The sequence below is a fragment of the Kitasatospora sp. HUAS MG31 genome, assembly GCF_040571325.1.
GTDB classification, from domain to species: Bacteria; Actinomycetota; Actinomycetes; order Streptomycetales; family Streptomycetaceae; genus Kitasatospora; species Kitasatospora camelliae.
The window spans coordinates 5,950,215-5,975,060 of the sequence record NZ_CP159872.1; the positions used below are offsets into that span (position 1 = coordinate 5,950,215).

26 protein-coding genes are annotated in these 24,846 nt (G+C 75.4%); 10 read left to right on the top strand and 16 right to left on the bottom strand.

All coding sequences use genetic code 11. The features are described from left to right. Positions 1–60 precede the first annotated feature (60 nt). Entirely contained in the window at positions 61–1,455 is a 1,395-nt protein-coding gene (locus ABWK59_RS26525) for a class II fumarate hydratase (protein WP_354643137.1), read from the bottom strand. Between the two features lie 82 nt (positions 1,456–1,537). Beyond that, positions 1,538–2,407, bottom strand: a complete 870-nt coding sequence (locus ABWK59_RS26530; RefSeq protein WP_354645113.1) for a carbon-nitrogen hydrolase family protein — start codon at positions 2,405–2,407, stop codon at positions 1,538–1,540. 110 nt (positions 2,408–2,517) lie between these two features. On the opposite strand from ABWK59_RS26530, the gene ABWK59_RS26535 reads away from it, so the two are divergent. The 4 genes from ABWK59_RS26535 to ABWK59_RS26550 all read left to right on the top strand — a co-directional run bounded on the left by ABWK59_RS26535 (position 2,518) and on the right by ABWK59_RS26550 (position 6,012). Further along, a complete protein-coding gene (locus ABWK59_RS26535; protein ID WP_354643138.1) occupies positions 2,518–2,841 on the top strand; it encodes a hypothetical protein in 324 nt (107 codons plus the stop codon). Between the two features lie 120 nt (positions 2,842–2,961). Continuing rightward, positions 2,962–4,143 (top strand): acyl-CoA dehydrogenase family protein, encoded by a 1,182-nt coding sequence (locus ABWK59_RS26540; protein ID WP_354643139.1) that lies wholly within the window; start codon positions 2,962–2,964, stop codon positions 4,141–4,143. Between the two features lie 86 nt (positions 4,144–4,229). Next, positions 4,230–4,586, top strand: a complete 357-nt coding sequence (locus tag ABWK59_RS26545; protein ID WP_354643140.1) for a hypothetical protein — start codon at positions 4,230–4,232, stop codon at positions 4,584–4,586. Between the two features lie 163 nt (positions 4,587–4,749). Next, complete coding sequence (locus ABWK59_RS26550; RefSeq protein ID WP_354643141.1) at positions 4,750–6,012, top strand: multidrug effflux MFS transporter; 1,263 nt, start codon at positions 4,750–4,752, stop codon at positions 6,010–6,012. 53 nt (positions 6,013–6,065) lie between these two features. Here ABWK59_RS26550 and ABWK59_RS26555 read toward each other — a convergent pair whose 3' ends face one another. After that, positions 6,066–7,001: a hypothetical protein gene (locus tag ABWK59_RS26555; protein WP_354643142.1), complete on the bottom strand. Its 936-nt coding sequence runs from the start codon at positions 6,999–7,001 to the stop codon at positions 6,066–6,068. Positions 7,002–7,266: 265 nt separating this feature from the next. On the opposite strand from ABWK59_RS26555, the gene ABWK59_RS26560 reads away from it, so the two are divergent. Both ABWK59_RS26560 and ABWK59_RS26565 read left to right on the top strand, forming a co-directional pair. Next, positions 7,267–8,583 (top strand): hypothetical protein, encoded by a 1,317-nt coding sequence (locus ABWK59_RS26560; RefSeq protein WP_354643143.1) that lies wholly within the window; start codon positions 7,267–7,269, stop codon positions 8,581–8,583. Positions 8,584–8,697: 114 nt separating this feature from the next. After that, positions 8,698–9,246 (top strand): transglycosylase SLT domain-containing protein, encoded by a 549-nt coding sequence (locus ABWK59_RS26565; RefSeq protein ID WP_354643144.1) that lies wholly within the window; start codon positions 8,698–8,700, stop codon positions 9,244–9,246. Positions 9,247–9,353: 107 nt separating this feature from the next. Here ABWK59_RS26565 and ABWK59_RS26570 read toward each other — a convergent pair whose 3' ends face one another. From ABWK59_RS26570 to ABWK59_RS26615, 10 genes are all read right to left on the bottom strand, one after another. Beyond that, positions 9,354–10,259, bottom strand: a complete 906-nt coding sequence (locus tag ABWK59_RS26570; RefSeq protein ID WP_354643145.1) for an ABC transporter substrate-binding protein — start codon at positions 10,257–10,259, stop codon at positions 9,354–9,356. After that, a complete protein-coding gene (locus ABWK59_RS26575; RefSeq protein WP_354643146.1) occupies positions 10,256–10,954 on the bottom strand; it encodes an ABC transporter permease in 699 nt (232 codons plus the stop codon). The genes ABWK59_RS26570 and ABWK59_RS26575 overlap by 4 nt, the downstream gene beginning before the upstream one ends. After that, positions 10,951–11,610, bottom strand: coding sequence for an ABC transporter permease (locus ABWK59_RS26580; RefSeq protein WP_354643147.1), 660 nt, complete (start codon positions 11,608–11,610; stop codon positions 10,951–10,953). The genes ABWK59_RS26575 and ABWK59_RS26580 overlap by 4 nt, the downstream gene beginning before the upstream one ends. After that, positions 11,600–12,742, bottom strand: coding sequence for an ABC transporter ATP-binding protein (locus ABWK59_RS26585; RefSeq protein ID WP_354643148.1), 1,143 nt, complete (start codon positions 12,740–12,742; stop codon positions 11,600–11,602). The genes ABWK59_RS26580 and ABWK59_RS26585 overlap by 11 nt, the downstream gene beginning before the upstream one ends. 404 nt (positions 12,743–13,146) lie before the next feature. After that, a complete protein-coding gene (locus tag ABWK59_RS26590) occupies positions 13,147–13,578 on the bottom strand; it encodes a cysteine dioxygenase (RefSeq protein ID WP_354643149.1) in 432 nt (143 codons plus the stop codon). A gap of 331 nt (positions 13,579–13,909) precedes the next feature. After that, positions 13,910–14,710 (bottom strand): glycosyltransferase family 2 protein, encoded by an 801-nt coding sequence (locus ABWK59_RS26595; RefSeq protein WP_354643150.1) that lies wholly within the window; start codon positions 14,708–14,710, stop codon positions 13,910–13,912. Between the two features lie 102 nt (positions 14,711–14,812). After that, entirely contained in the window at positions 14,813–15,019 is a 207-nt protein-coding gene (locus ABWK59_RS26600; protein ID WP_354643152.1) for a hypothetical protein, read from the bottom strand. After that, entirely contained in the window at positions 15,016–15,411 is a 396-nt protein-coding gene (locus ABWK59_RS26605) for a hypothetical protein (protein WP_354643154.1), read from the bottom strand. Before ABWK59_RS26605 ends, ABWK59_RS26600 begins: the two co-directional genes overlap by 4 nt. A gap of 156 nt (positions 15,412–15,567) precedes the next feature. Further along, positions 15,568–17,010 carry a sensor histidine kinase gene (locus ABWK59_RS26610; RefSeq protein ID WP_354643155.1) on the bottom strand — a complete coding sequence of 481 codons (1,443 nt, stop codon included), beginning with the start codon at positions 17,008–17,010 and terminating at the stop codon, positions 15,568–15,570. Further along, the gene (locus tag ABWK59_RS26615) at positions 17,007–17,741 is read right to left on the bottom strand and encodes a response regulator transcription factor (RefSeq protein ID WP_354643156.1); all 735 of its coding nucleotides are present in this window, start codon (positions 17,739–17,741) and stop codon (positions 17,007–17,009) included. Before ABWK59_RS26615 ends, ABWK59_RS26610 begins: the two co-directional genes overlap by 4 nt. Positions 17,742–18,045: 304 nt before the next feature. Between ABWK59_RS26615 and ABWK59_RS26620 the strand changes: the two genes are divergently transcribed. Continuing rightward, positions 18,046–18,312, top strand: coding sequence for a GlsB/YeaQ/YmgE family stress response membrane protein (locus ABWK59_RS26620; RefSeq protein ID WP_354643157.1), 267 nt, complete (start codon positions 18,046–18,048; stop codon positions 18,310–18,312). 78 nt (positions 18,313–18,390) lie between these two features. Here ABWK59_RS26620 and ABWK59_RS26625 read toward each other — a convergent pair whose 3' ends face one another. From ABWK59_RS26625 to ABWK59_RS26635, 3 genes are all read right to left on the bottom strand, one after another. Then, positions 18,391–19,302, bottom strand: coding sequence for an ADP-ribosylglycohydrolase family protein (locus ABWK59_RS26625; RefSeq protein ID WP_354643158.1), 912 nt, complete (start codon positions 19,300–19,302; stop codon positions 18,391–18,393). Between the two features lie 153 nt (positions 19,303–19,455). Beyond that, positions 19,456–20,043, bottom strand: a complete 588-nt coding sequence (locus ABWK59_RS26630) for a TetR family transcriptional regulator (RefSeq protein WP_354643159.1) — start codon at positions 20,041–20,043, stop codon at positions 19,456–19,458. 46 nt (positions 20,044–20,089) lie between these two features. Then, entirely contained in the window at positions 20,090–21,097 is a 1,008-nt protein-coding gene (locus ABWK59_RS26635; protein WP_354643160.1) for an aldo/keto reductase, read from the bottom strand. Between the two features lie 682 nt (positions 21,098–21,779). Here ABWK59_RS26635 and ABWK59_RS26640 point away from each other — a divergent pair. The 3 genes from ABWK59_RS26640 (at position 21,780) to paaB (ending at position 24,828) form a co-directional block, all read left to right on the top strand. Then, positions 21,780–23,384, top strand: a complete 1,605-nt coding sequence (locus tag ABWK59_RS26640; RefSeq protein ID WP_354643161.1) for a M20 family metallopeptidase — start codon at positions 21,780–21,782, stop codon at positions 23,382–23,384. A 194-nt stretch (positions 23,385–23,578) separates the two neighbouring features. Then, positions 23,579–24,538, top strand: a complete 960-nt coding sequence (paaA, locus tag ABWK59_RS26645; protein WP_354643162.1) for a 1,2-phenylacetyl-CoA epoxidase subunit PaaA — start codon at positions 23,579–23,581, stop codon at positions 24,536–24,538. Further along, positions 24,535–24,828, top strand: coding sequence for a 1,2-phenylacetyl-CoA epoxidase subunit PaaB (gene paaB / locus ABWK59_RS26650; protein ID WP_354643163.1), 294 nt, complete (start codon positions 24,535–24,537; stop codon positions 24,826–24,828). Before paaA ends, paaB begins: the two co-directional genes overlap by 4 nt. Positions 24,829–24,846: the final 18 nt, after the last annotated feature.

Consider the following 24,846-nt stretch of genomic DNA (forward strand, 5'->3'; position numbering starts at 1 on the left):
GGGGCCGGCCCGGATCCCGGGCCGGCCTCCGTGCTGCGGACGGGGCCACGCCGACCCGGATCAGGGCCGGGTCATCCGCAGCACGTCCAGCGCCTCGTCCAACTGCCGCTCCGTCAGCAGCCCCTGGTCCAGGTACCCGCGCTCCAGCACCACCCGCCGGATGGTCTTCCGCTCGGCCAGCGCCTGCTTGGCCACCTTGGCCGCCTCCTCGTAGCCGATGTACCGGTTCAGCGGGGTGACCACCGAGGGGGAGGACTCCGCGTACTCGCGGGCCCGCTCGACGTTCGCGGTGATCCCGTCCACCGTCCGGTCGGCCAGCAGCCGGGCGCTGTTGGCCAGCAGCCGCACCGACTCCAGCACGTTGCGGGCGATCACCGGCAGCATCACGTTCAGCTCGAAGTTGCCGCCGGCGCCGGCCACGGTCACCGTGCCGTCGTTGCCGATCACCTGCGCCGCGACCATCAGCACCACCTCGGGCAGCACCGGGTTCACCTTGCCCGGCATGATCGAGGAACCCGGCTGCAGATCGGGCAGGTTGATCTCGCCCAGGCCGGTCCGCGGGCCCGAGCCCATCCAGCGCAGATCGTTCGCGATCTTGGTGAAGCCCACCGCGATCGTCCGCAGCTGCCCGCTCAGCTCCACCAGGCCGTCCCGCGCGCCCTGCGCCTCGAAGTGGTCGCGCGCCTCGGTCAGCGGCAGCCCGGTGGCCCGCGCCACCTCGGCGATCACCTTCGCCGAGAAGCCCGGCGGGGTGTTGATCCCGGTGCCCACCGCGGTGCCGCCGAGCGGCAGTTCGGCCACCCGGGGCAGCGTCGCCCGGAGCCGTTCCACCCCGTACCGGACCTGCGCCGCGTACCCGCCGAACTCCTGGCCCAGGGTGACCGGGGTGGCGTCCATCAGGTGCGTCCGGCCCGACTTCACCACCTCGGCGAACTCGGCCGCCTTCCGCTCCAGCGCGGCCGCCAGCTGCTCCAGTGAGGGGATCAGATCGCCCGTCACCGCCCCCGTGGCCGCGATGTGGATCGAGGACGGGAACACGTCGTTGGAGGACTGGCTGGCGTTCACCTGGTCGTTCGGGTGCACCGGCCGGCCCAGCCGCTCGGCGGCCAGGGTGGCGATCACCTCGTTGGTGTTCATGTTCGACGAGGTGCCCGAGCCGGTCTGGAACACGTCCACCGGGAACTGGTCGTCCCAGCGGCCCGCCGCGACCTCCGCGGCCGCCTCCTGGATCGCCGCCGCCGTCGCCGTGTCCAGCACCCCCAGCTCGGCGTTGACCTTCGCCGCCGCCGCCTTGATCCGCGCCAGCGCCTCGATGTGCGCCCGCTCCAGCCGCTGGCCGCTGACCGGGAAGTTCTCCACCGCCCGCTGCGTCTGCGCCTGCCACTTGGCCGATGCGGGCACCCGCACCTCGCCCATCGAGTCGTGCTCGATCCGGAACCGCTCCTCGTCACCCATGGTGTGACACCTCCTGAACACCAGAGCCGCGCGGGGGCCCGCAGTATTTCCGCCGCGCCGCCGGGCGTGCCCGGGCGCGGCGTCAGCCGAGGACGGCGGCGGTCCGGGGGGCGGCCGGGGCGGTGAGCGCCGGCTGCACCAGCACCGGCTCCTCCTCGCGGGCCGCGGCCAGCACCGCCGGGTCCAGCCGGACGGTCAGCAGCTCCGGCCCGGTCTCTCCCGCCTCCGCCAGCAGCCGCCCGTCCGGACCCCACGCCGCGCTCGCCCCGCACCCGGTGTACGGGCCCGACGGGCCGATGTGGTTGGCCAGCAGCACGTACAGGGTGTTGTCCAGGGCGCGGGCCGGGAAGACCGTGCGCCGCTGGTGGGCGCCGCCGCCGGTGCCGAACAGCGCGCCGACCAGGTAGGCGTGGGCACCGTCCAGGGCGGCGGCGCGGGCGTGCTCGGGGAAGCCGGAGTCCCAGCAGACGCCCAGGCCCAGCCGCCAGCCGTCCAGCTCCAGGGTGCAGCCGCTGCCGCCCGGGGAGAAGCCGACCGCCCGCTCGTTCGGGGTGGCGAACTGCTTGCGGTAGACCGCGGCGGTCCGGCCGGTGCCGTCCAGGGCCAGCGCGGCGATGTGCAGGGCGCCGGTGCCGGCGTCCCGGACCGGGGCGCCGACCACCACCGAGGTCCCCGTCCCGGCGCAGGCCGCCGCGAGCGGGTCCAGCCGCGGGTCCTCGGGGGTGACGGTGAGACGGTCGGGGTCGGCGGCGATCCGCGGCGGCTCGTAGCCGGTGAGGAAGAGCTCGGAGAGCAGCAGGAGGCGGGCGCCCCGGTCGGCGGCCGGTGGACCAGCGCCGCCGCGGTGGCCGCGTTGGCGGCGACGTCCAGCGGGACGAGCGGAGCCTGCGCCACCGCCAGGTCGAGGGGACGGACCGGAAGCGGATGTATAGGGGAGGTCACGGGGGTCAATCCTTACCCATCGGGGTCGGGGAACTCAAGGCCCCGCCGCCCGGACACCCCCGGTCCGGCCCCGGGCGTGGCATCCGGCCGCGCCGCCCGCCCGGGTGCAGCATGGGCGCCATGACCCAGGTGGACGATCCGGCGACCCGCTACGAGGAGATCGCCGAGGAGCTGGCGCCGCGCGGCGCCAGTCGCTCGCGGATGTTCGGCATGCCCTGCCTCAAGGACACCGCCGGGAAGGCCTTCGCCGGCCTGTACGAGGACCAGCTGGTCTGCCGTCTCGGCCGGGACACCCCCGCCCTCGCCGAGGCGCTGCACCTGCCGGGCGCGCACCTCTTCGACCCGGCCGGCGGGCGACCGATGAAGGACTGGGTGTGCCTGCCGGCCGCCTCCGCCGGCCACTGGGAGAACTTCGCCGAGGCCGCCTTCGCCGCCGAGCGCTGACCCCGCGTCCGGGTCCGGCGGGACGGTGCCGCAGGTGTGGGCGGGGTCTCGTACCGGACGGTAGCCGGGCGCGGCATACTCGTCGCCGCGGCACCACCCCGCCGAACCCGAGGAGCACGCATGGCAACCACCCCCGCCCGGCTCGACCCCGCCGACCTGCTCGCCGTCGGCGACCTGCTCACCGACGAGGAACGGCTGATCCGGGACACGGTCCGGAGGTTCGCCGACGAGCGGATCCGCCCCGAGATCGGCGACTGGTTCGAGCGCGGCGTCTTCCCGGTCCGCGAACTCGCCCCCGAACTCGGCCGGTTGGGCGTCCTCGGGATGCACCTCGACGGGTACGGCTGCACCGGCTCCACCGCCACCGCGTACGGCGTCGCCTGCATGGAGCTGGAGGCCGCCGACTCCGGCCTGCGCAGCTTCGTCTCCGTCCAGGGCTCGCTGGCCATGCGCTCCATCCACGCCTTCGGCTCCGAGGAGCAGAAGCAGCAGTGGCTGCCCGACCTGGCCGCCGGCCGCGCCATCGGCTGCTTCGCCCTCACCGAGCCCGACTTCGGCTCCGACCCCGCCAACATGCGCACCCGCGCCCGCCGCAAGGGCGAGGACTGGGTGCTCGGCGGCTCCAAGATGTGGATCACCAACGGCTCGGTGTCCGACGTCGCGGTGGTCTGGGCGCAGACCGAGGAGGGCGTCCGCGGCTTCCTCGTCCCGCGCGACACCCCCGGGTTCACCGCCAACGACGTGCACGGCAAGCTCTCGCTGCGCGCCTCGGTCACCAGCGAGCTGGTCCTGGACGAGGTGCTGCTGCCCGCCGACGCGATGCTGCCCGGCGTCCGCGGCCTCAAGGGCCCGCTCTCCTCCCTCAACGAGGCCCGCTACGGCATCCTCTGGGGCACCGTCGGCGCCGCCCGCGACTGCTACACCACGGCACTGGACTACGCGCGCACCCGGATCCAGTTCGAGCGGCCGATCGCCGGCTTCCAGCTCACCCAGCAGAAGCTGGTCGAGATGATGCTGGAGGTGGAGAAGGCCTACCTGGTCGCCGTCCGGATCGGCCGGCTCAAGGACGAGGGCCGCAGCCTGCCCGCGCACATCAGCTTCGGCAAGCTCAACAACGTCCGCACCGCCCTGGAGATCGCCCGCTCGGCCCGGACCATCCTCGGCGCCAACGGCATCACCACCGAGTACCCCGTCCTCCGGCACGCCAACAACCTGGAGTCGGTGCTCACCTACGAGGGCACCTCCGAGATCCACACGCTGGTGCTCGGCGAGGCCATCACCGGGGAGTCCGCGTACCGCTGACGGCCGGTGCGCCGCTTGCGGGCCGGGGCGCCGGTGGGGGAGAAATCGCTGGCCGGGGCGGTGCGGCGGGCCGTACGGTGGCCGCCATGACGAAGCGCACCACCACTCTCTGGCGCCCCACCGGCCCCAAGGAGCTGGCGCTGGTCGAGGCCTCCGGATGGCGGGCCTGGCCACCCAGGCTCCCCGAGCAGCCGATCTTCTACCCGGTGCTCAACGAGGACTACGCCGTCCGGATCGCCAGGGACTGGAACGTCCCCGCCTCCGGCGCCGGGTACGTCACCCGGTTCGAGGTCGACAGCGCGTTCCTCGCCCGGTACCCCGTCCAGCAGGCGGGCGGCCGGACCATCCTCGAACTGTGGGTGCCGGCCGAGGAGTTGGAGGAGTTCAACGCGCACATCGTCGGGCTGATCGAGGTGGTCCGCGAGTTCCACGCGGAGGACTGAGCGGGGGCCGGGTGGGGCGCGGCGGGGCCGGAACGGCTCGGCAGGGCCCGGCCGGCGCTCCCGGGGGCCGTTCGGAGGACCGCCCGGGACTGGCCGGGACCCGGCTGCCGGGCCACGGTGCGCATGCGGTAGGACGGTGCGTACCGACCACGAAGGAGCCCCCGTGCCAGGCCCCACCGCCGACCCCGACGGCGCCCAGTCCACCGCAGCGGACCCGTCCGCGGCGACCCTCGCACCGCCGGGCCCCGCCACCACGGTGGTGCTCGGCGGCCTCGTCGCCCTCGGCCCGCTCACCATAGACCTCTACCTCCCGGCCCTCCCCGGACTCACCGGGGACCTGCACTCCACCGCCCCGGCCGCCCAGCTCACCCTGACCGGCTCCCTGCTCGGACTCGCCCTCGGCCAGCTGCTGTTCGGCCCGCTCAGCGACCGCCTCGGCCGCCGCCGCCCGCTGCTCGTCGGCATGGTCGTCTACACCCTCGCCACCGTGGTCTGCGCCCTCGCCGACTCGATGCCCCTGCTGATCGCCGGTCGCGTCCTCCAGGGCTCCGCCGGCGCCGCCGGCCTGGTGATCGCCCGCGCCATAGCCCGCGACCGGTACGCCGGCGTCGCCCTGATCCGCTTCCTCGCCTCGCTCGGCGTCATCTCCGGCCTGGCCCCGATCCTCGCGCCCGTCCTCGGCGCCCAGCTCCTGCGGTACACCGACTGGCGCGGGACCTTCGTCGCCCTCGCCTCACTCGGCGCCCTGCTCACCGTCTCCGCCGCCGTGGTGCTCCGCGAGTCCCTGCCGCCCGAGCGCCGCCACCGCGACGGCCTCGCCTCCACCGCCCGCGCCATCGGCAGCCTGCTGCGCGACTCCCGTTTCCTCGGCTACGTCCTCACCAGCTCCTTCGCCTTCGGCGCGCTCTTCGCGTACGTCGGCGGCTCCTCCGTGGTGCTGCAGACCGTCTACGCGATCTCGCCGCAGAGCTTCAGCCTGGTCTTCGCCGTCAACTCGGTCGCGGTGGTGGTGTTCACCCAGATCAACGGGCGGGTCCTGGTGCAGCGGCTGCCCGGCCGGACGCTGATGACGGTCGGCCTCCTGACGGCCGCGACGGCCGGCGCCCTGGTGATCGTCTTCACCACGGTCTGGGACCTCGGCCTGGCCGGGGTCTGGCCGGCGCTGTTCCTGCTGATGGCCAGCATGGGCATCCTGCTGCCCAACTCCAGCGCCGAGGCACTCACCATGGCCCCGCACGCGGCCGGGTCCGCCTCCGCCCTGCTCGGGACCGGCACCTTCCTCTGCGGCTCCGTCGTCGCCCCGCTCAGCAGCCTCGGCGGCCACCCCTCCGCCACCGCCCTCGGCGCCGTCGTCCTCTCCTGCGCCCTCCTCGCCTCCGCCGCCTTCACCCTTCTCTGTCGCCCCTGGACCACCAAGCCGGCCTAGCGGCACCTGGTCGACTCCAGGGGCACGGGCGGGCAACCGGCGAACCCCGTACCTCAGCGAGCCCCGCGCGCCAGCAACTGGTTGCGGACGAGGTTGGCGAAGTCCGGCCCCGCCGCCGTGGCCGCCGCGTCCGGGGTGGTCCCGCCCGGCTTCACCGTCCCGGACACCGTGTAGTACCCGTAACGCCCCACCGCCCCATGCGTGTTCTCACACCCCGCACTCGTGCAGAACGCGATGCTCCCCGCCGTCACCAGCCCCTGCACCTGTCCCCGGTGCCCGGCCGCCGCCGCGTCCGCCCGTGCCTTGTCGTCCAGCACCGCGACCCCGACCGTCACCGCGCTGTTGCCCGAGGTGTACGTGGCGCGGTGCAGGCCCCGGCAGCCCTGGGCGGTGAGGACGTCGCCGAGCCCGCCGGTGGTGGCCTGCCAGCAGGTGGCGGCGCTGCCCTCGGTGACCTTGGTCCAGGTCTTGCCGTCCACGCTGAGGGTGCGGGCGGGGAAGAGGGCCGCGGTGCTGATCGGCGCGGTGTCGGTGCTCGCCGAGGAGATCACGGTCAGCGGATCGGGCGGGACGGCGGCGGCACTCCCCGGCGGCTGCGCGGCGGCGGTGCCGCGGGCCGAGGCGCCGGGCCTGGCCGAGGCGCCGCTGGAGGCCGTGGCGGAGGGCCCGGCCGAGGCGGACCCCGTCGGCGAGGCGGCGGGGCTCCCGGTGGCCGCTCCGCTCTCCGTGCCGGAGGCGGTGGGCGAGGCGGAGGCGTCCCGGGCGGCGGCGGTGGACCGGTCGTCCCCGTCGGGACCGGTGAGGGCGACGGCGGTGGCGGTGAGCCCGGCCACCAGCAGGGTGGCGAGCACCGCGCCGGCCACCTTCAGCTGCTTGCTGCGCCGTTCCTCGCGCTCGTGCTGGGCGGCCAGGGCCCGCCAGTCCGGTGTGGCCGAGCCGCCGCCCTCCGGTCCCGCCCCCGACCCGTTCCACCCGTATCCCTGGCTCATGGTCAGGGATCCTAGGGCAAGCCCCGGTCCGGGTCGCACGCTTGTCCGAGCCAAATCGGTTGCGCCCCCGCGGACGGCTCGGCCATGATCGGCCGCATGTGCGACCACGACCGGAAGGGCGGCATCCGCCCGTCCCGATGAGCGCCGAGGCGCCGTCCGTGCGACGGCGAGCCCGCGCCCTGAGTTGTCGCGTCCACCCTGCCGTGCGCCCTGTGACCCCGCCCGGCGGGTCGGCGCAGCCGTTCCCCGACTCAGGAGATCCCCGATGACCACCGAGCTGACCAAGGCCAGTGACCTGCTCGACGCCGGCGACCGCAGCGGGGCCGTGCGCGCCCTGCGGTCCGCCGTCGACTCCGTGCCCTCCGCCGAACTCGCCCCGCTGGTCGGCCGGTTGGCCGAGTCCGCCGGGCTCGACGACCTGGCCGGGGCGGCCGCCGCCCTCGTCGCCGCCCCCGAACGGGCCGGTGCCCTCTACGACTTCGGCTACGCGTGCGTCGGCCGCGGCCTCGCCTTCCTCGCCGTGCCGGCGCTGACCGAGGCGCTCGACCGCTGCCTCTCCCCGCGCCGCGGGATCCTCGGCCTGGGCCGCGACCGCCGGCTGCCGTCGACCCTGACGGTGGTACAGGAGCTGGCCACGGCCCTGGAGGACGAGGAGCGGCACGCCGCGGCGGCCGACCTGCTCGCCCGCCACGACGACCTGCTCGCCGACTGGCCCGGACGCTACCTGCGGGTCTACAACGCGCTGATGGACGGCCGCCCGGAGGAGGCCGCCGCACTGTTCGACCGGCTCGCCGCTCCGGACGGGACCTGGCAGCCCGCCGCCGACCGGATCCGCCGCTCCCTGGCCCGCACCACCGCCGCCGCCCCGGCCGACCGGTCGGACCTGCGCGGCTGGCACTTCGCCCTCACCGGCGGCATCCTCACCACCCTGTCCCCGTACGGCTTCCGGGCCGGCATGAACGGCCGCTGGGGCTACCTGCAGCTCGGCTACGAGTCCCTCCGGTACGGGCTGGAGCGGCTGCGGACGGTCCTCGACGCCGCCGGGACCGCGCCGCGGGCCGTGGCGCTGCTGCCGGACCGCAACAGCCGGATCCTCGGACTCGCCGCCGCAGGGCTGTTCGGCCTGCCCGCGGAGGAGTACCGGCCGGGGGCGGAGGACACCCTGGTGGTGGCGTACGACCTCAACGAGGCCGACCGGGAGGTGCTGCGCGGACTGCACCGCCGCGAGCCGGGCCAGATCCTCTTCGAGCACGCCACCTGCTGGACGGACACCCCGGTGGTGTCGGCGGACGTCTGCACCCTGCTGGCGCAGGTCGCCGTCGCGCCGTGGGAGGCCACCCTGCGGGTGGACCCGGAGACCCAGCAGGTCGAGAAGACCGCACCCGACGAGCGCCCGGCGGAGGAGATCGCCGAGGACATCCGCACCGCGGCCCCCGTCGCCGACGAGGGCGACGGCGAAACCCCGTCCGACCCGGACGAGACCCTCGCCGCCTTCACCACCCGGATCCGTACCACCTGGCTGCACGGCCCCCGCGACCGCGTCCGCTCGGCCGGCCCGGTCCGCAGCAGCCGCTTCCACTGAGACGGGGCGGTCCAAGCCCGCGCGTTCCGTACCGGGCCGATCGCGCGGGGTGTGGATCGGGGGGTCGGCCCGGTGAACCCGCCCACAGGGGCATCCAAACCACGACGGGGGGTCGTGGTCGGTGGAGCGCGTCCGCGCGGCGCCGGAAAGGGCCTCGGGCAGGGTTGCGAACCGAAGGCGGAGGGCGGACTACGACGCCGAACCCCGCAGAAGGCCGCGAAGCCGCAGCCCGCCACCCCGCAGCCCGCCAAGCCGCAGGCCCCGAAGCCGGAGGCAGGGCAGGCCGAGCAGGCCAAGCAGGCTGAGAAGGCCGAGAAGTCCGTGGCGGCGTCCCGTTCGGAGCAGCGCACCGGCCTCAAGGCGACCGGCACCAGCCCGGCCGCGGTCCGTGAGCTGGCCCGGGACATCGTGCCGGCCGACCAGTTCGCCGCGTTCGACAGCATCATCAACCACGAGAGCGGCTGGAACATCAAGGCCGTCAACGCCTCCTCCGGCGCGTACGGTCTGGCCCAGGCGCTGCCGGGCTCCAAGATGGCCTCGGTCGGCGCCGACTGGCAGACCAACCCGGAGACCCAGATCACGTGGGCCCTCACCTACATGAACGAGCGCTACGGCAGCCCGAACGCCGCCTGGGCGTTCTGGCAGACCCACCACTGGTACTGATCCGGTGGCACCCGCCGCGCGCGGAGCGGCCCGCACCTCCCCTCCTGGGTGCGGGCCGCTCCGGCGTTCCCGGGCAGCCGACCGGAACCCGGCCGGCAACCGGTCGCTCAGGCCAGGCCGTTGGCCTTCAGCCAGTCCTTGGCCACCGCCGCCGGGTCCTCCTTGTCCACCGACACCCGCTTCATCAGGGCGGTGAGCCCCGCGGTGTCGAGCTTCGCGGAGACGGCGTTCAGCGCCGCGGTGGAGGTGGCGTCCACCCCGGCCTTGTGCACCAGCGGGGTGACGTTCTGCACGCTGAAAAGGTTCTTGGGGTCGGCCAGCGGGACGAGCTTCGACTGGACGATCCGCGGGTCGGTGGTGAACACGTTGCCGACCTGGACGGTGCCGTCCTTCAGGGCGTTGGCGGTGGTGTCGCCGGTCGGCTTCCACTCCTTGAAGGTGAGCCCGTAGACCTCCTTGAACTGCTGCTCCCGGCGGGACTTGAACTCCGGCGGCCCGCCGATGGTGAACTCGCCCGCCTTGCCGGCCAGATCGGCGATGCTGTGGAGCTGGTACCGGTCGGCGGTCTCCTGGCTGACCGTGAGCGAGTCCTTGTCCTCGGCGGCGGAGGAGTCCAGGATCGCCAGCGAGGCGGGCAGGGCGGTGCGCAGCGCCTCGTTCACGGCCTGGGTGCCGGCGGCGGTGTTCTTGGCGTCCAGGTAGCCGAGCAGGGCGCCGTTGTACTCGGGCAGTATGGTCAGGCCGCCGCTCTGCACCTGGCCGTAGAGCACCTCGCGGCTGCCGATGTTGAACTTCTCCTCGACCTTCACGCCCTTGGCCTTCAGGGCCTGGGCGTAGATCGAGGCCAGCAGCACGTTCTCCGGGTAGTTGGCCGAGCCGACCACCACCGTGCCGCCTCCGGCCGCCCCGCCGCCGCCCGTGCCCGAGACGAGGGGGTCGCCGCCGGAGCTGCACGCGGCCGCGCCCAGCACGAGGGCGGCCGCGGTGAGGGTCCTGACCAGGCGGGTCGTCATGTCGATTCCTTCTCGATCGGGTGTGCCCGCCCCGGACGGCGCGCGCCGGGCGGCCGTGCGAGGCGGATGAGCAGGGCGAACAGCAACTGGGCCGCGACGGCGAGCAGCACCACCAGCAGGGCGCCGCCGAGCGCGGTGGGGAAGTCCCGGGTGGCGAGCCCGTCGACCACGTACCGGCCGAGCCCGCCGAGGCCCGCGTAGGCGGCCACGGTGGCGGTGGCGATCACCTGGACGGCGGCGGTCCGGAACCCGGCCAGCAGGGTGGGCAGGGCGGCCGGCAGGCAGACCCGGAGCAGGGCCTGGCGGTGGGTCAGGCCGATGCCGAGGGCGGCGTCCCGGACCTCCGGGTCGGTGCCGCGGACGCCCTCGACGGCCGCGACCAGCAGCGGGGGCACCGCCAGGGCGACCAGGGGGACGAACACCGCCCGCTCGTCCACGCCGGCCAGCAGGACGGCCAGGGTGACCAGCCCGAGGGTGGGCAGGGCCCGGGCGATGCCGGCGACGGCGGTCACCACCACCCGTCCGCGGCCGGTGTAGCCGATGACCAGGCCGAGCGGGACGGCCACCACGGCGGAGGCCAGCAGGGCCCGGCCGGCGAAGCCGAGGTGCTCCAGCACCCGGTGGCCGACGGCGTCCGGGCCGGTGTGGTGGGCGGGGTCGGAGAAGAAGGCGCCGATCCAGTCGAACCAGTTCACCGGGCACCCCCGCCCGCCCAGGGCGCCAGCAGCCGGCCGGCCGCCACCAGCACCAGGTCGGCCACCAGCGCCAGCAGCGCCACCAGGGCGATCCCGGCCAGCACCGGGGTGGGGAAGGTCCGCTGGAACCCGTCGAGGAACAGGTAGCCGAGCCCGCCCCGGCCGACCAGCGCGCCGACCGCCGCCAGCGAGATGCTGGACACCGCGGCCACCCGCACCCCGGCCACCAACTGCGGGACCGAGGCGGGCAGTTCGACGGCCGCAAGCCGGTGCCACGGCCCGTACCCGAGCGCGGTCGCCGCCTGTCGTACGGACTCCGGCACCGCGCGCAGCCCGTCCACCGTGGCCGGCAGCAGCACCGCCAGCGCGTAGCAGGTCAGCGGCACCATCACGGTCGCCCGGGTGGCCAGCCCGGTGTACGGGATCAGCACCACGAAGACGGCCAGCGCGGGCAGCGCGTACACCACGTTGAACAGGGCGGCCAGCGGCTGGTAGAGCCGCGGGTGGCGGGCGCAGAGCAGGCCGAGCGGGACGGCGATCAGCAGCGCGATCAGCACCGGGACCAGGGCGATCACCGCGTGGTCGGCGGTCAGTCCGCCCAGGTATCCGAGGTGGTCGCCGATCCAGCGCCAGCGCACCAGCGGCTCATCCTCCACGGCGGGCCCCCGGGGTGGTCGCGGGGACGGCTTCGGTGGCCGGTCCGGAGCTGGTGGGTTCGGAGGTGGTGGGTTCGGAGGTGGTGGGCCCTGACGTGGCGGGTTCGGAGGTGGCGGTGTCCAGGGGCAGGGCGGCGATCACCGCGGCGCGGCTCGCCGTCCCGATCGCCCGGCCGTCGGCGTCCACCGCGACCGCGGCGCCGGCGGGGGAGAGCACGGCGGCGTCCAGGGCCGTCCGCAGGGTGTCCCGGTCCGGCCGGAACGCGGGGGCCGGGCGGAGCTCGCCGCCGAGCCGCCAGCCGGCCGGTCGGCCGTCTCCGTCCAGGGCCAACTCCCAGCCGCCGCACGGCTGTCGGACCGGATCCAGGGCCACCCCGGCGGCCGGGCGCAGGCCGAGCCCGCGCAGGCCCCGGTCCCGGCCCAGGAAGGCGGCCACCGAGTCGTCCGCAGGTGCGGTCAACAGGGTGTGCGGGTCGGCGAGTTGGGCGATCTCGCCGTGCTCCCGCAGCACCACGACCCGGTCGCCCAGCCGGACGGCCTCCTCGATGTCATGGGTCACGAACAGCACGGTCTTGTGCAACTCCGCCTGCAACCGCAGCAGTTCCTCCTGCAGTCCGGCCCGCACCACCGGGTCCACGGCGCTGAACGGCTCGTCCATCAGCAGCACCGGCGGGTCGGCCGCCAGTGCCCGGGCCACCCCGACCCGCTGCTGCTGGCCGCCGGAGAGCTGGAACGGGTAGCGCCGCGCGGCCTCCGGCGGCAGCCCGACCAACTCCAGCAGCTCCGCCGCCCTGGCCCGCGCCCTGGCCCGGTCCCAGCCCAGCAGCCGTGGCACGGTGGCGATGTTGTCCAGCACCCGGCGGTGCGGGAACAGGCCCGCCTGCTGGATCACGTACCCGATGCCCCGGCGCAGGTTCGCGGGCTCCAGGGCGGCCACGTCGGCGCCGTCCAGCAGCACCCGGCCGGCGGTGGGCTCCACCATCCGGTTGACCATCCGCAGGATCGTGGTCTTGCCGCAGCCGGAAGGCCCGACCAGCACGGTGATCCGCCCGGCGGGAACCTCCAGGTCGAGGTCCCGGACCGCGACGGTGCCGTCGGGGTGACGCTTGGCGGCGCCGTCGAATCTGATCACGGGGTGGTTCCTTGCGGTGGTACGGGCGGGGCGACGGGCAGGTCAGGGACGATCCCTGACGGTGTGGCATCTGATCGAACAGGAAATCGAATGATCGTCAGCCTGCCTTCCCGGCTTCCAGACCCGGCAAACCCCGCCCCGCCGAACGGGTGGGCAGCCCGGCGGCCGCCCACCGCTGCGCCGCCGGCCGCCCACCGCTGCGCCGCCGGCCGGATGTCCACCAGCAGCGCCCCCTCGCCCGCCTCCCGGTACGCCTGCGCCGGCCCCGGCCGGTCCACCCCGGCCCGGGCCCGCGCCGGCAGCTCCTCCACCGTTGCTCACCACTGCTCCGGCCCCTCCACCGCGGTCCGGACCAGCCCCTCGGCGCGCAGCTCGTACCGCGACATGCCGCTCAGCGGCGGCGATTACGCGTGCAGGGTGACCGCCGGGCCGGCCGAGGTGTTCCGCACGTCGTGCAGGTACGCCGCCCCGAACGCCCGGTCCTCGCCGGCGGCGATCCGCCGCACCAGGAGGCCCTGGCCCGGGCCGCCCAGCGACAGCTCCTCCAGCTCGCCCAGCGCCACGGTGAACGCGCCCCGCGAGCCCCCGTGGTCGTGGAACCCGGTCGACTGCCCCGGCAGCCAGCTGATCAGCCACACCTCGTGGTCCCCGGCCGCCACCAGCCGCTCGTACCAGCGGTCCCGGTAACCGAGGCGGACCCGGCCCATCCACTCCTCGGGCCGGTCCGCCAGCTCACGAACGATCCGCCCCAGGGCGTCGGGGGAGAGCGGGCGTCCGGCGGGGGCAGACGCGGCGGCGGGGACGGCGGTGGGCGCGGGTGCGAGGTCGAGTGTCATGGCGGTCCTCGGGGTAGGCCGACGCGACGGCGGACACACGGGCGCCGCGAGAGCGGCACCCGAGCGCCGCCTCGGCGGCGGAGGTGTCAGGGCGTCAGAGCGTCAAGGCATCAGGAACAGCGGAATCGAGGGGAACCCCGGAAACCCCACGGGGCGGCGACGACAGACCGTCAGCGGGCACACATGTCGCTCGCCTGCCGTCGCAGATCGACGTGCAGGCGGCAGACCAGAACGGTGCCGAGCTCCATGCCCCGATCGTTCAGGACCCACCCCACACCCGTCAAGCGCCGTCCGCCTGGCGGGCGTGGCGACCGACGCGTCCGTCGGCGGGTCAGGTCGGGGACGGTTCCGCCGCGCGGAGGGCGGCGACCCGCTGGCGGATCAGCCGTACCTGGCCGGTCAGTTCGGCCCGCTCGCGGTCCACCCGGGCGGAGAGCTGGCCGCTGTGGCGCCGGTAGCGCAGGGTGTCGGCCGCGACGTACACCCCGGGACGGACCGCCGAGACGGCCATCAGCAGCGCCGTGTCGTCCATGCCCCGCAGGGCGGGCCAGCCGCCGAACTCCAGCAGCACCGAGCGCCGCCACATCACCCCGGCGGGGTGCAGCGGGACGGAGTACGCCGTGGCCGGGTGGGTGCGCCATCGTCGGTACAGCTCGCCGGGCGGGAGCGGCCCGGCCCGCAGGTCCAGGGGGACCGGCCGGAGGGTGCCGTCGGGCAGCAGGTCCCGGGCGTCGCCGGCGGCGTAGGCGGCCGGCGGGTGGCGGTCCAGGGCGCCGGCCAGGACGGCGAGGGCCGACGGCTCCAACTCGTCGTCGGCGTCGAGGTTCTGCACCAGGGGACCACGGCAGCGTGCCAGTCCCAGGTTGCGGGCCTCGGCCGGCCCGTAGCCGCTGGCGTGGGGCCGTTCCCCGATCCTCAGGCGGCCCCGGGCACGGGCCTCCTCCAGCCGGGCGGGCAGCCGGGGAGCCGGGCCGTCGAACTGCAGCACCCACTCCCAGGCGGTGAACCGCTGGGCCTCCAGCGAGTCCAGCGCGCCGATCAGGGTATCCGTCCGATCGGGTCGGCAGGCGGTGAGCACCGAGACGGCCGGCGGCGCGCCGCTCTCCCGTCCGTCCGGATCTCCGATCCCCACCGCCACCCCTTCCGGTGTGACGATCGTATCGATGGCTGTCCGGGCCCTCGGAAAACGACGAAGTGCCCGGCGGGGGCCGGGCACTTCACGCGACACGGTGGGTCAGCCGTCGCCCTTGGCGGCGTCCTCGTCGGCCTGGGTGGCGGCGGAGTCGGCGGCGTCGAGCTTCTGCTGGAGGTCGTTGACCTGGGCGTCGTCCTGCTGGACGGCCGCGCCCGAGTCGGGGGCGGGGTCGCCGCCCGGGCCGCAGGCGGTGAGCAGCAGGGCGGCGGTCACCGCGAGGGCGGCGCCGAGGGCACGGGCCCTCACTTGCCGGCCGCCGGGGACTGGCCCTGGGCGGTGCACCAGGTGGCGACCGCCTTCAGGTCGGCCTGCCGGGTGGTGAGGGTGGCCACCATGCTCCGGCGGAAGGTCAGCCGGTCGTTGAGCAGGGCCTGGACCTCGGTGTGGCCGGCCGCCTTGGCGTTGGCCACCCGCTGCTCCATGCGGGCGATCGAGCCGGGCACGGTGGCGTCGCCGTTGAGCCGCTGCAGCGACTTGTCGACGCGCTCCTCGGTCTTCGGCAGCCGCTTGCAGATCGACTTGGCGCCGTCGGTCTTGGGGGTGGGCTTCGCCGAGGCGGCCTGGGCGGGGACGGCCGCGAGCAGCGAGCCCGCCAGGGCGAGGGCGCCGAGGGCGGCGGCCTTGCGGTACACGAGCATGGGTCTCTCCTCCGTTGCGCCGGGTCGGCCCCCGGCATGGGCAGGAGAGTAGGACGCCTTCTTGTGGATTCCCTGTGGATCCGGATCGCCGGGCGACCGGACAGCCGCAGGGGACCAGGCAGCCGCAGGGGACCGGGCAGTCTGCGCTGGGGTGAATCAGCGCCGGGAGAGCCAGTCCCGGCGGGCCGGCAGCTGCAGGGTGGGGGTGTCGGTCCCGGCCAGCGGCAGCCGTACCTCGATCCGGCAGCCGCGGCCGCCGGGCGGTGCGCCGACGGTGACCGTCCCGCGGTGCAGTGCGGCCTGCTGGGCCACCAGGGTGAGCCCGAGCCCGGAGCCCGGGCTGTCGGGGCGGCGGTGGAAGCGCCGCAGGACCGCCTCCCGCTCGGCGGGCGGGACGCCCGGCCCGGTGTCGTCCACGGTGAGCACCGCCCACGGCCCGTCGGCGGTGAGCGCGCAGCTCACCTCGGCGGGCGGGCCGTCCGGGTGGCGGCCGTGCACGGCGGCGTTGCCGAGCAGGTTGGCGAGCAGGATCCGCAGCCCGGACTCCCAGCCGAACACCCGCACCTCGGCGGGGAGGCCGGTGTGGAACGCGGCGTCGGGATGGCGGCGGGCGGCCTCGCCGGCCGCGGCGTCGACCAGGTCCGCGAGGTCCAGCGGCGCGAACGCCGACACCTCCACCAGGTCGCCGCGGGCCAGGGTGTTGAGCGCCGTGAGCAGGTCCAGCAGCCGGGCGTGGTCGGCCTGGGCCTCGGCGAGCACCTCCGCCCGCTCCTCCTCGGGCAGGTCGGGGTGGGCGGCCAGCACGTCCAGGTTGGTCCGCAGGCTCATCAGCGGGGTGCGCAGCTCGTGCGAGGCGGCCGAGGAGAACGAGCGGGCGGTCTCCAGGGCCTGCGCGGTCCGGTCCGCCTGTTCGTCGTACCGGGAGAGCAACAGGCCGAGGGCACCGGCGAGTTCGTCGACCTCCGCGGTGCCGGTCCGGGCGTGCGCGAAGGCGGCGGCACCGGCCGAGGGGTCGAGTTCGGCGGCCCGCCGGCTGAGCCGGCGCAGCGGGCCGGTGGCACGTTCGGCGAGGACCAGCGCGACCAGCGCGGAGATCGGCGCCGAGACCAGCGCGACCAGCAGCACCCGCCGCTTGACGGACTGCAACTGGTCCTCGGGCTCGGTGGCGGGGGAGGAGACCCAGAGCATGCCGGACGCCCCGCCGGCGGTCACCCGGACCGGCAGCACCCGCCAGGAACGGCCCTGCTCGCGGACGGTGACCGGGTTGCCCGGGTTCGCCGGCAGGCCCGCCGGGTCGGGCTGCGGGCCGACCTCCAGCAGCACCGAGCCGTCCGGGGCGGTCACCCGGACCCCGGCGTCGAGGGCCGAGTCCACCACCTTCCGCTGCTGGTTCTGCTCGGCCTTGGGACGGCCGCGGCTGTCGGCGGCGAGCAGGGCCCGGACGTTCGGCAGGACGGCGGCGGCCCGGTCGTTCAGCCGGGTGTCCTGCTGGTGGTGCAGGTCGCGGCCGAGGAGCGGGAGCAGCAGCAGCCCGGCGGCGACCACCAGGACCGGGACCAGCACGGCGGCCCAGAGCGCGATACGGGTGGAGAGCTTCACCGGCGGCCGTCCCCGGCCGGCACCCGCAGCACGAAGCCCACCCCGCGGACGGTGTGGATCAGCCGGGGGCGTCCGCCCTCCTCCAGCTTGCGGCGCAGGTAGCTGACGAAGGTGTCGACGGCGTCGCTGCGTACCTCGAAGTCGTAGCCCCAGACCCGGTCCAGCAGCTGGTCCCGGGTCAGCACGATCCCGGCGTTCCGGGCGAACTGGGTGAGCAGCTCGAACTCCCGCCGGGTGAGCCGGAGTTCGGTACCCTCCCAGGCGGCCTGCCGGGTGGCCGGGTCGATCGACAGCGGGCCGACCCGCAGCCGGTCCGGCTCGGGGGCGGGCCGTCGCCGCAGCAGCGCGTGCAGGCGCAGCACCAGCTCCTCCAGGGCGAACGGCTTGACCAGATAGTCGTCCGCCCCGGCCTGGAGCCCGGCGACCCGGTCGGCCAGCTCGTCCAGCGCGGAGAGCATCAGCACCGGGGTGTCGTCGCCGCGGGCGCGCAGCGTCCGGCAGAGCTCGGTGCCGCTCAGGCCGGGCATCGACACGTCCAGGACCAGGACGTCCGGCTGGGCGGCGGCGAGGCGCTCCAGCGCGGCCGCACCGTCCTCGGCGAGCTGCACGGTGAAGCCGCTCAGCCGCAGCCCGCGCTCCAGCGAGCGGCGGATCGCGGCGTCGTCGTCCACCACCAGCACCCGGCCGCCGCCGGCCGCCCGCAGGGTGTGGCCCTGGCCCGTCCCGTTCATCCGCGCCTCCGTCCGGTCCCGTCCGCGGTCCGACCGGGGCCGACCCTCTCACGCCCGCGCCGCCCGGGGAACGGCGGGTGGGGCAGGCCGGTACGCCCCGCTCCCGGCCGGTACGCCCGGCGCTCCCGCCCGCTACGCCCGGCGGCCCCGGCCGGTACACCTGGCGGCCCCGGCCCATGCCCGGTCAGGCGGCCCGGTCCGTACGGGCGTTCGGGGCGGGTGCAACCGGCGGACCGGCCGGGCGCGTCCTCGCGGGCGAGGCGGACGCGGTTCGCCGCACACTGCGGAGGGCAGGACAAAGGACATGGGCATCGTCAGCTGGATCATCCTGGGCCTGATCGCCGGGGCCATCGCCAAGTTCCTGCTGCCCGGTCGTGATCCGGGCGGCCTGATCATCACCACCCTGATCGGCATCGCCGGCTCCTTCGTGGGCGGCTGGCTGTCGTCGAAGGTGCTGCACAAGTCGATCACCACGGACTTCTTCGACCTCGCGACCTGGGTGTCTTCGATCACCGGCGCGCTGGTGCTGCTGATCGTCTACCGCCTGCTGTTCGGCAACTCGCGGAACTGACCGCCACCGGCCGGGCCCCGCGCGCGAGCACGTCGCGCGCGGGGCCCGGCCGTGTCGTACCCGGTCCGTGGTCACCGGCTACCCGGCGGCCACCCAGCCCGGCAGCCGCTCACGGGCGGCCAGCCATGTGGCGGGCACCCCGGCGAGGCCGGTCCGGGCGGCGACCACACCGCCGGCGATCGCGCAGGTGGTGTCCATGTCGCCCCAGCCGCCGACGGTCTCCCAGAGCGCCTCGGGCAGCGAGTCCAGCCGGCCGGCGGCGCACCAGAGCGCGAACGGCACGGTGTCCGCCGCCGAGACCAGATGGCCCGAGCCGAGCACCACCGCCGCGTGCCGGACCGACGTCCCGGCCGGGAACCGGGCCGCCAGCCGGAGCCCCGAGCGCACCTCGCTCTCCGGCAGCCGCTCGGCGATCGCCCCGAGGAACTCCCCCCGCCCGGGCGCCACCCGGCCCCTGCTCCGCACGGCCAGCGCGGACCCGAGCGCGACGGCGACGGCGCCGGCCACCGCCTCGGGGTGGAAGTGCGTGGTCAGCGCGGACCGTTCGGCCTGCTCGGCCACCCGGTCCAGGCCGTCCGCCGCGAACCAGGCGCCCAGCGGTGCCACCCGCATCGCCGCGCCGTTGCCGTGCGACCCCTGCCCGCCGAACATCCCCGCGGTCACCGTCCGCCAGTCCGCGCCGGCGTGGACCTCTCTCATCACCCGGTGCATAGACGGCCCGTACTTGCGCGCCGGATCGGCGGTGTACGCGGCGGCGAACTCCCGGGCCAGGGCGTCCTGGTGGACCTCGCCTCGGTCGGTCAGGTGGCGGAGCAGGACCAGCGCCATCGCGGTGTCGTCGGTCCAGTGCCAGGGCGCTTTCCGGGCGATCCGCGCCGCGTGCTCGGCCGCCGCCCGGTCCACGTCCGTCTGGAACCAGCGGTCGCCGAAGGCGTCCCCGAGGGCCAGCCCCTCCAGGCTGTCCGAGGCGGCGGCGGTACGGGCGGGCATGTCGTCCTCCAGGTGAGAATAACTGTCGCCGGCGATTCTGCCGCCCGCCCGGACCCCGCCGCCAGGCGTTTACCGCCGGCCAGCAGCAGAGCGTCAGCAGGTGGTCGCCCCGGAAGGTGCCGGCCGGGTGCTCGGCTGAGGCCGGATCGGGGGTCAGCCCGCCCGCAGGCCGTCGAGGAGGAGTGCCCAGAGCGCCTCGAAGTCCCGTTCCGCCCGCTCCAGGGACCACTCGGCGGCGTGGGCCGGGTCGTGGAAGTGCGCGGTGGCCTGGAAGACGGCCCGCGCGGTGACGGCGGGGTCGGCCGGGCGGAACTCGCCGCGGTCGACGCCGTCCCGGACGATCGCCGCGATCTGCGCGGTGAGGGTGTCGACGTGCGCCTCGACGGTGGCGCTCAGCTCGCTGACCAGGGCGAGGTAGGTGGCGAACAGCTCCGGGTCCTCCTGTGCCTTGGCGCGCTTGGCCGCGAACAGCGTGGCCAGCCACCGGTGCAGCCGCTCGGCCGACGGGCCGGGCTCGGCGGAGATCGCCGCCAGCTCGTCGTGGGCCCGGTCCAGCCAGCGCTGGGTGACCGCCTCGCGCAGCGCGGCCTTGCTCGGGAAGTGCCGGTAGACGCTGCCGTGGCTCACCCCGAGCGCCCGGGCGATGTCGACCACGGTGGCCTTGGCCGGGCCGTACCGCCTGAGGACGTCCTCCGCCGCGCTGAGGATCTGCTCGGGGGTGAGGACGCTGTCCGTGGTCACGGCGGGACTTCCTTCTTGCTGCGGTCTGCTGCGGCTTCCCGGCTGGTCAGCGCTCGCTGTCCAGGTGGGCCATCTGTGCGGCAGCGTACCGCTCGCCGGCGGCCGACCCGGCGGGAACGGCGGCCTCGATCGCGGCGAGGTCGGCGGCGGTGAGCCGCACCTCCAGCGCGCCGAGCGCCTCGGCGAGACGGTCCCGGCGGCGGGCTCCGACCAGCGGCACGATGTCCGCGCCGCGGTCGGCGACCCAGGCGATGGCCACCTGGGCGACGCTCGCGCCCTTCTCCCCGGCGACCATCCGCAGCGCCTCGACCAGCTCCAGGTTGTGGGTCAGGTTCTCGCCCTGGAAGCGCGGGCTGTGGCCGCGGAAGTCGGTGGCCGCGACCGGGCGTCCCGCCGACCAGTGGCCGCTCAGCAGGCCGCGCGACAGCACGCCGTACGCGGTGACGCCGATGCCCAGCTCGCGGGCGGTGGGCAGGATCTCCGCCTCGATGCCGCGGGAGATCAGCGAGTACTCGATCTGCAGGTCGCTGATCGGGTGGACGGCGGCGGCCCGGCGCAGCGTCTCGGCGCCCACCTCGGACAGGCCGATGTGCCGGACGTACCCGGCCTGAACCAGGTCGGCGATGGCGCCGACGGTCTCCTCGATCGGCACCGCCGGGTCCAGCCGGGCCGGGCGGTAGACGTCGATGTAGTCGGTGCGCAGGCGGCGCAGCGAGTACGCGACCGCGGACTTGGTGTGCGCGGGGCTGGCGTCGAAGCCGAGCCAGCTCCGGTCCGGTCCGCGCAGGGCGCCGTACTTGACGCTGATCTGGACGCTCTCCCGGTCGCGGCCGCGCAGCGCCTCGGCGAGCAGCAGCTCGTTGTGGCCCATGCCGTAGAAGTCGCCGGTGTCGAGCAGGGTGACGCCGGCGTCCAGCGCGGCGTGGACGGTGGCCACGGACTCGGCCTCGTCGGCGGGCCCGTACAGGTCGGACATGCCCATCAGGCCGAGGCCGAGGACGGAGGTGGCCGGGCCGGTGGTGCCGAGCACGGTGCGGAGGGGGGTGGTGGACATGAGGGGTGCTCCTGGGGTCGGGTCTCTTCCTGGGATGCTTCAACTATGGCATGACGGATGACAGATTTCAACATCTGTCATCACGTACCCGGTGGGTGCGCCGAGGAGGGCCCGCCCACCCGCAGGTCCGCCCACCGCCGAGTCCGCGCCGGCGGGCCCGCACTGGTACCAAAGGCTGATGTCACGTCACCCATCGGGCGTGGATCCCCTGCACGCCGGCCGTTCGGGCTGCTGAAGCGTCCGGGGAGGTCCATCGTGGAACCGGGCGTGATCCGCCGACCGTCCACCGGACGCCGTGCCAGGCCCGGGCGACACCGCTGCCCCGCGGGACGATCCCCGCCGGGCGGCCGCACCCGGATCCGGGCCGGGTGTCCGGCTGCCGGGCCACCTCGCAGGGAGACGAACGAATCTTCTAGGCTCGCTTCTCGGCCTTCCCTGCGCCGGTGCTCGACCGCACCGCTGTATCGAGGCCGTGTCCACGGGGCCCCGGGCCGAGCCGGGTCTCCGGACCGAGCGAGGAGGACGCAGTGTTGCCCAGCCCGAGGTCGCACCACTCGACGACGCCGAGCCAGGAGCCGTGCCGCCGCACCGCCTCCGCCGCCGGCCCCGCGGCGGGACTCCGGGCGCTGCCGACCCCGGCGGCCGCTGCCCCCAGTACCGTCGGCCGCCTGCGAGGTGCCCGATGAGCGCCCATACCGTCACGTCGGCCGCCTCACCCGCCCCTGCGGCGGCCGTGGCCGACGGACCCGCGGAGGGCGGAAGTCCGTCGGCGGCGACGCCCCCCACCGCCCCTCCCGTCGCCGTGCGGCCCCCGGCCGACGCCGGGCCGCCCGCCGCCGACGCCCCTCCCCCCGGGACCGCCAGACCGGACCACGTCCGGGCCGGGACGACCGCGGCCGGGCCCGCACCCGCCGCCTTCGGATGGCACGTCGGCGCCCCCGCCGCCACCGGGGTGCACATAGGCGCCGGGCCGCACCCCGCACCCGCATCCGCACCCGCACCGGCACCCGCGCCCACCCCCGCACCCGGGCCCGCTGTCGCCACCTCGCCGGCCGCGAAGGCGCCCGCCGCCCCCGCCGCCCCGCCGTCCCCGCCCGGTACCGCCCTCGACGGGGCCGCCACCGCCGCCCTCCCCGGCCTGCCGCAGGCCCTCAGCACCCGCGCCCGCACCCTGGCCGGCGCCGTCCGCCGCCGCTGCGCCGACCTGGCCCGGATGGAGTCGCCCTCCGGGGACGCCCCCCGCCTGGACGCCCTCGCGGAGGAGCTGGCCGCCGGATTCCGCGCCACCGGTGCCGAGGTGCGGCGGGAGGCCGGTCCGGCCGGCGACCACCTGGTGCTGCACTGGCCCGGCCGGCACGAGGAGCTCCCGCACCTCCTGGTGGTCGGGCACCACGACACCGTCTGGCCGGCCGGCACCCTGGACGAGTGGCCGGTCGAGGAGCGGGACGGGCGGCTCTCCGGCCCCGGCGTCCTCGACATGAAGGCCGGACTGGCCCTGCTGGAGGGCGCGTTCGCGCTGCTGGCCGACCTCGGGCAGCGTCCGCACCGGCCGGTCCGGCTGGTGGTCGTCTCCGACGAGGAGGTCGGCAGCCCGGACGGCAAGCGCCTGGTGGAACGCCAACTCCGCGGCGCCGCCGCCGTCCTGGGCCTGGAACCGGCCCATCCGGACGGCCGCCTGAAGACCGCCCGGCGCGGCTCCACCCGGGTCCGCCTCACCGTCACCGGCCGCGAGGCGCACGCGGGCAACGACGCCGCCCACGGCGTCTCAGCGGTGGACGAACTCGTCGACCAGCTGGTCGCCGTCCGGGGGCTGGCCCACCAGCCGGGCACCGAGCTGAACGCCGGGCGGATCACCGGCGGCACCCGCGCCAACGTGATCGCCGGACGGGCCGAGGCCGAGCTGGGCCTGCGCTTCTCCACCACCGAGGCCCAGCGCCGGACGCTCGACCACCTGGCCCGGCTGACCGCGCTGCGGCCGGGGGCGAAGGTGCGGACCGAGGTGCTCTCCAGCCGTCCGGCCTGGCCCGAGCGGAGCGGCAACCCGCTGCTGCGGCACGTCCGTTCACTCGCGGCGGCGCTGGGGCAGCAGCTGGACGGCGCACCGGCCGGCGGCGCGGGCGACACCAACCTCGCCGGGGCCCGCGGCCTGCCCACCCTGGACGGCCTCGGCGCGGTCGGCGCCGGCCCGCACGCCCGCCACGAACACATCCGGGTCGACCAGCTGGCCCCCAGGATCGCCCTCCTCGCGGCCCTCCTGGCGGTGCCGCTCCCCAGGCTCCGGAGCTAGCGGCTACCGAGGGGCGCGTGGTTCTCCCTCCCCCCGGCCTCGGCGGCCGGGAGGTGCCCTCGCGCCCCCGGGTCGGCCGACTACGCAGGGTGACTCCGCGCCTCCGATGACTGCCCGGCCACCTCGTGCTTGTCAGCGGTGCGGCTCCGCGTACAGAATGGTACCGACCGAACGGTCAGTCGGGAGGTGGGTCAGTGTCGGCATCACAGGTTGCCGAGGAGTCCGGCCAGGTGCTGGAGGAGCGGTTCGAGGCGGTGATCGCCGCTGAGCAGCGGATCGAGCCGCGGGACTGGATGCCGGACGCCTACCGGGCGACCCTGGTCCGCCAGATCGCCCAGCACGCGCACTCCGAGATCATCGGCATGCAGCCCGAGGGCAACTGGCTCACCCGGGCGCCCTCGCTCCGCCGCAAGGCGATCCTGCTGGCCAAGGCGCAGGACGAGGCCGGCCACGGCCTCTACCTGTACGCGGCCGCGGAGACCCTGGGCGTGGACCGGTCCGAGCTGACCGAGAAGCTGATCAGCGGGCGCCAGAAGTACTCCTCGATCTTCAACTACCCCACCCTGACCTTCGCCGACGTCGGCGTGATCGGCTGGCTGGTGGACGGCGCGGCGATCTGCAACCAGGTGCCGCTGTGCCGGTGCAGCTACGGGCCGTACGCCCGGGCGATGGTGCGGGTCTGCAAGGAGGAGTCCTTCCACCAGCGGCAGGGCTACGAGCTGCTGATGACGCTGATGCGCGGCACCGAGGAGCAGCGCCGGATGGTGCAGGACGCGGTGGACCGCTGGTGGTGGCCGTCGCTGATGATGTTCGGCCCGCCGGACGGGGACTCGCCGAACACCGCCCAGTCCATGGCGTGGCGGATCAAGCGGCACACCAACGACGAGCTGCGCCAGCGCTTCGTCGACATGACCGTGCCGCAGGCCCAGCACCTGGGCGTCACCCTGCCGGACCCGGCGCTCGCCTGGAACGAGGAGCGCGGCGGCTGGGACTTCGGCGAGCCGGACTGGTCCGAGCTCAAGCAGGTCATCAAGGGCCAGGGCCCGTGCAACGACCAGCGCGTCGAGCGCCGCCGGGCCGCGCACGAGGACGGTGCCTGGGTCCGCGAGGCGGCCCTGGCGTACGCGGAGAAGCAGAAGCGGAGAGAGCAGTGAGCGAGAGCAAGTCCGGCTGGCCGCTGTACGAGGTGTTCGTGCGTCCCCGGCGCGGCCTGAACCACGTGCACGTCGGTTCGCTGCACGCCGCCGACGACAGGATGGCGCTGCTCGCGGCCCGTGACCTGTACACCCGCCGGAACGAGGGCGTCAGCCTCTGGGTGGTGCCCTCCACGGCGATCACCGCCACCACCCCGGACGAGCAGGACCCGTTCTTCGCCCCGAGCGGCGACAAGGTCTACCGCCACCCGACCTTCTACGACATCCCCGAGGATGTCCCGCACATCTGACGGGGGAGTACCGACCGC

Excerpts from the sequence above, each read along its gene's own strand:
- ABWK59_RS26525 (WP_354643137.1), bottom strand. The coding sequence starts at position 1,455 with ATGGGTGACGAGGAGCGGTTCCGGATCGAGCACGACTCGATGGGCGAG.
- ABWK59_RS26535 (WP_354643138.1), top strand. The coding sequence starts at position 2,518 with ATGACCCAGGTGGACGATCCGGCGACCCGCTACGAGGAGATCGCCGAG.
- ABWK59_RS26540 (WP_354643139.1), top strand. The coding sequence starts at position 2,962 with ATGGCAACCACCCCCGCCCGGCTCGACCCCGCCGACCTGCTCGCCGTC.
- ABWK59_RS26545 (WP_354643140.1), top strand. The coding sequence starts at position 4,230 with ATGACGAAGCGCACCACCACTCTCTGGCGCCCCACCGGCCCCAAGGAG.
- ABWK59_RS26555 (WP_354643142.1), bottom strand. The coding sequence starts at position 7,001 with ATGAGCCAGGGATACGGGTGGAACGGGTCGGGGGCGGGACCGGAGGGC.
- ABWK59_RS26560 (WP_354643143.1), top strand. The coding sequence starts at position 7,267 with ATGACCACCGAGCTGACCAAGGCCAGTGACCTGCTCGACGCCGGCGAC.
- ABWK59_RS26570 (WP_354643145.1), bottom strand. The coding sequence starts at position 10,259 with ATGACGACCCGCCTGGTCAGGACCCTCACCGCGGCCGCCCTCGTGCTG.
- ABWK59_RS26590 (WP_354643149.1), bottom strand. The coding sequence starts at position 13,578 with ATGACACTCGACCTCGCACCCGCGCCCACCGCCGTCCCCGCCGCCGCG.
- ABWK59_RS26605 (WP_354643154.1), bottom strand. The coding sequence starts at position 15,411 with ATGCTCGTGTACCGCAAGGCCGCCGCCCTCGGCGCCCTCGCCCTGGCG.
- ABWK59_RS26615 (WP_354643156.1), bottom strand. The coding sequence starts at position 17,741 with ATGAACGGGACGGGCCAGGGCCACACCCTGCGGGCGGCCGGCGGCGGC.
- ABWK59_RS26620 (WP_354643157.1), top strand. The coding sequence starts at position 18,046 with ATGGGCATCGTCAGCTGGATCATCCTGGGCCTGATCGCCGGGGCCATC.
- ABWK59_RS26625 (WP_354643158.1), bottom strand. The coding sequence starts at position 19,302 with ATGCCCGCCCGTACCGCCGCCGCCTCGGACAGCCTGGAGGGGCTGGCC.
- ABWK59_RS26635 (WP_354643160.1), bottom strand. The coding sequence starts at position 21,097 with ATGTCCACCACCCCCCTCCGCACCGTGCTCGGCACCACCGGCCCGGCC.
- ABWK59_RS26640 (WP_354643161.1), top strand. The coding sequence starts at position 21,780 with ATGAGCGCCCATACCGTCACGTCGGCCGCCTCACCCGCCCCTGCGGCG.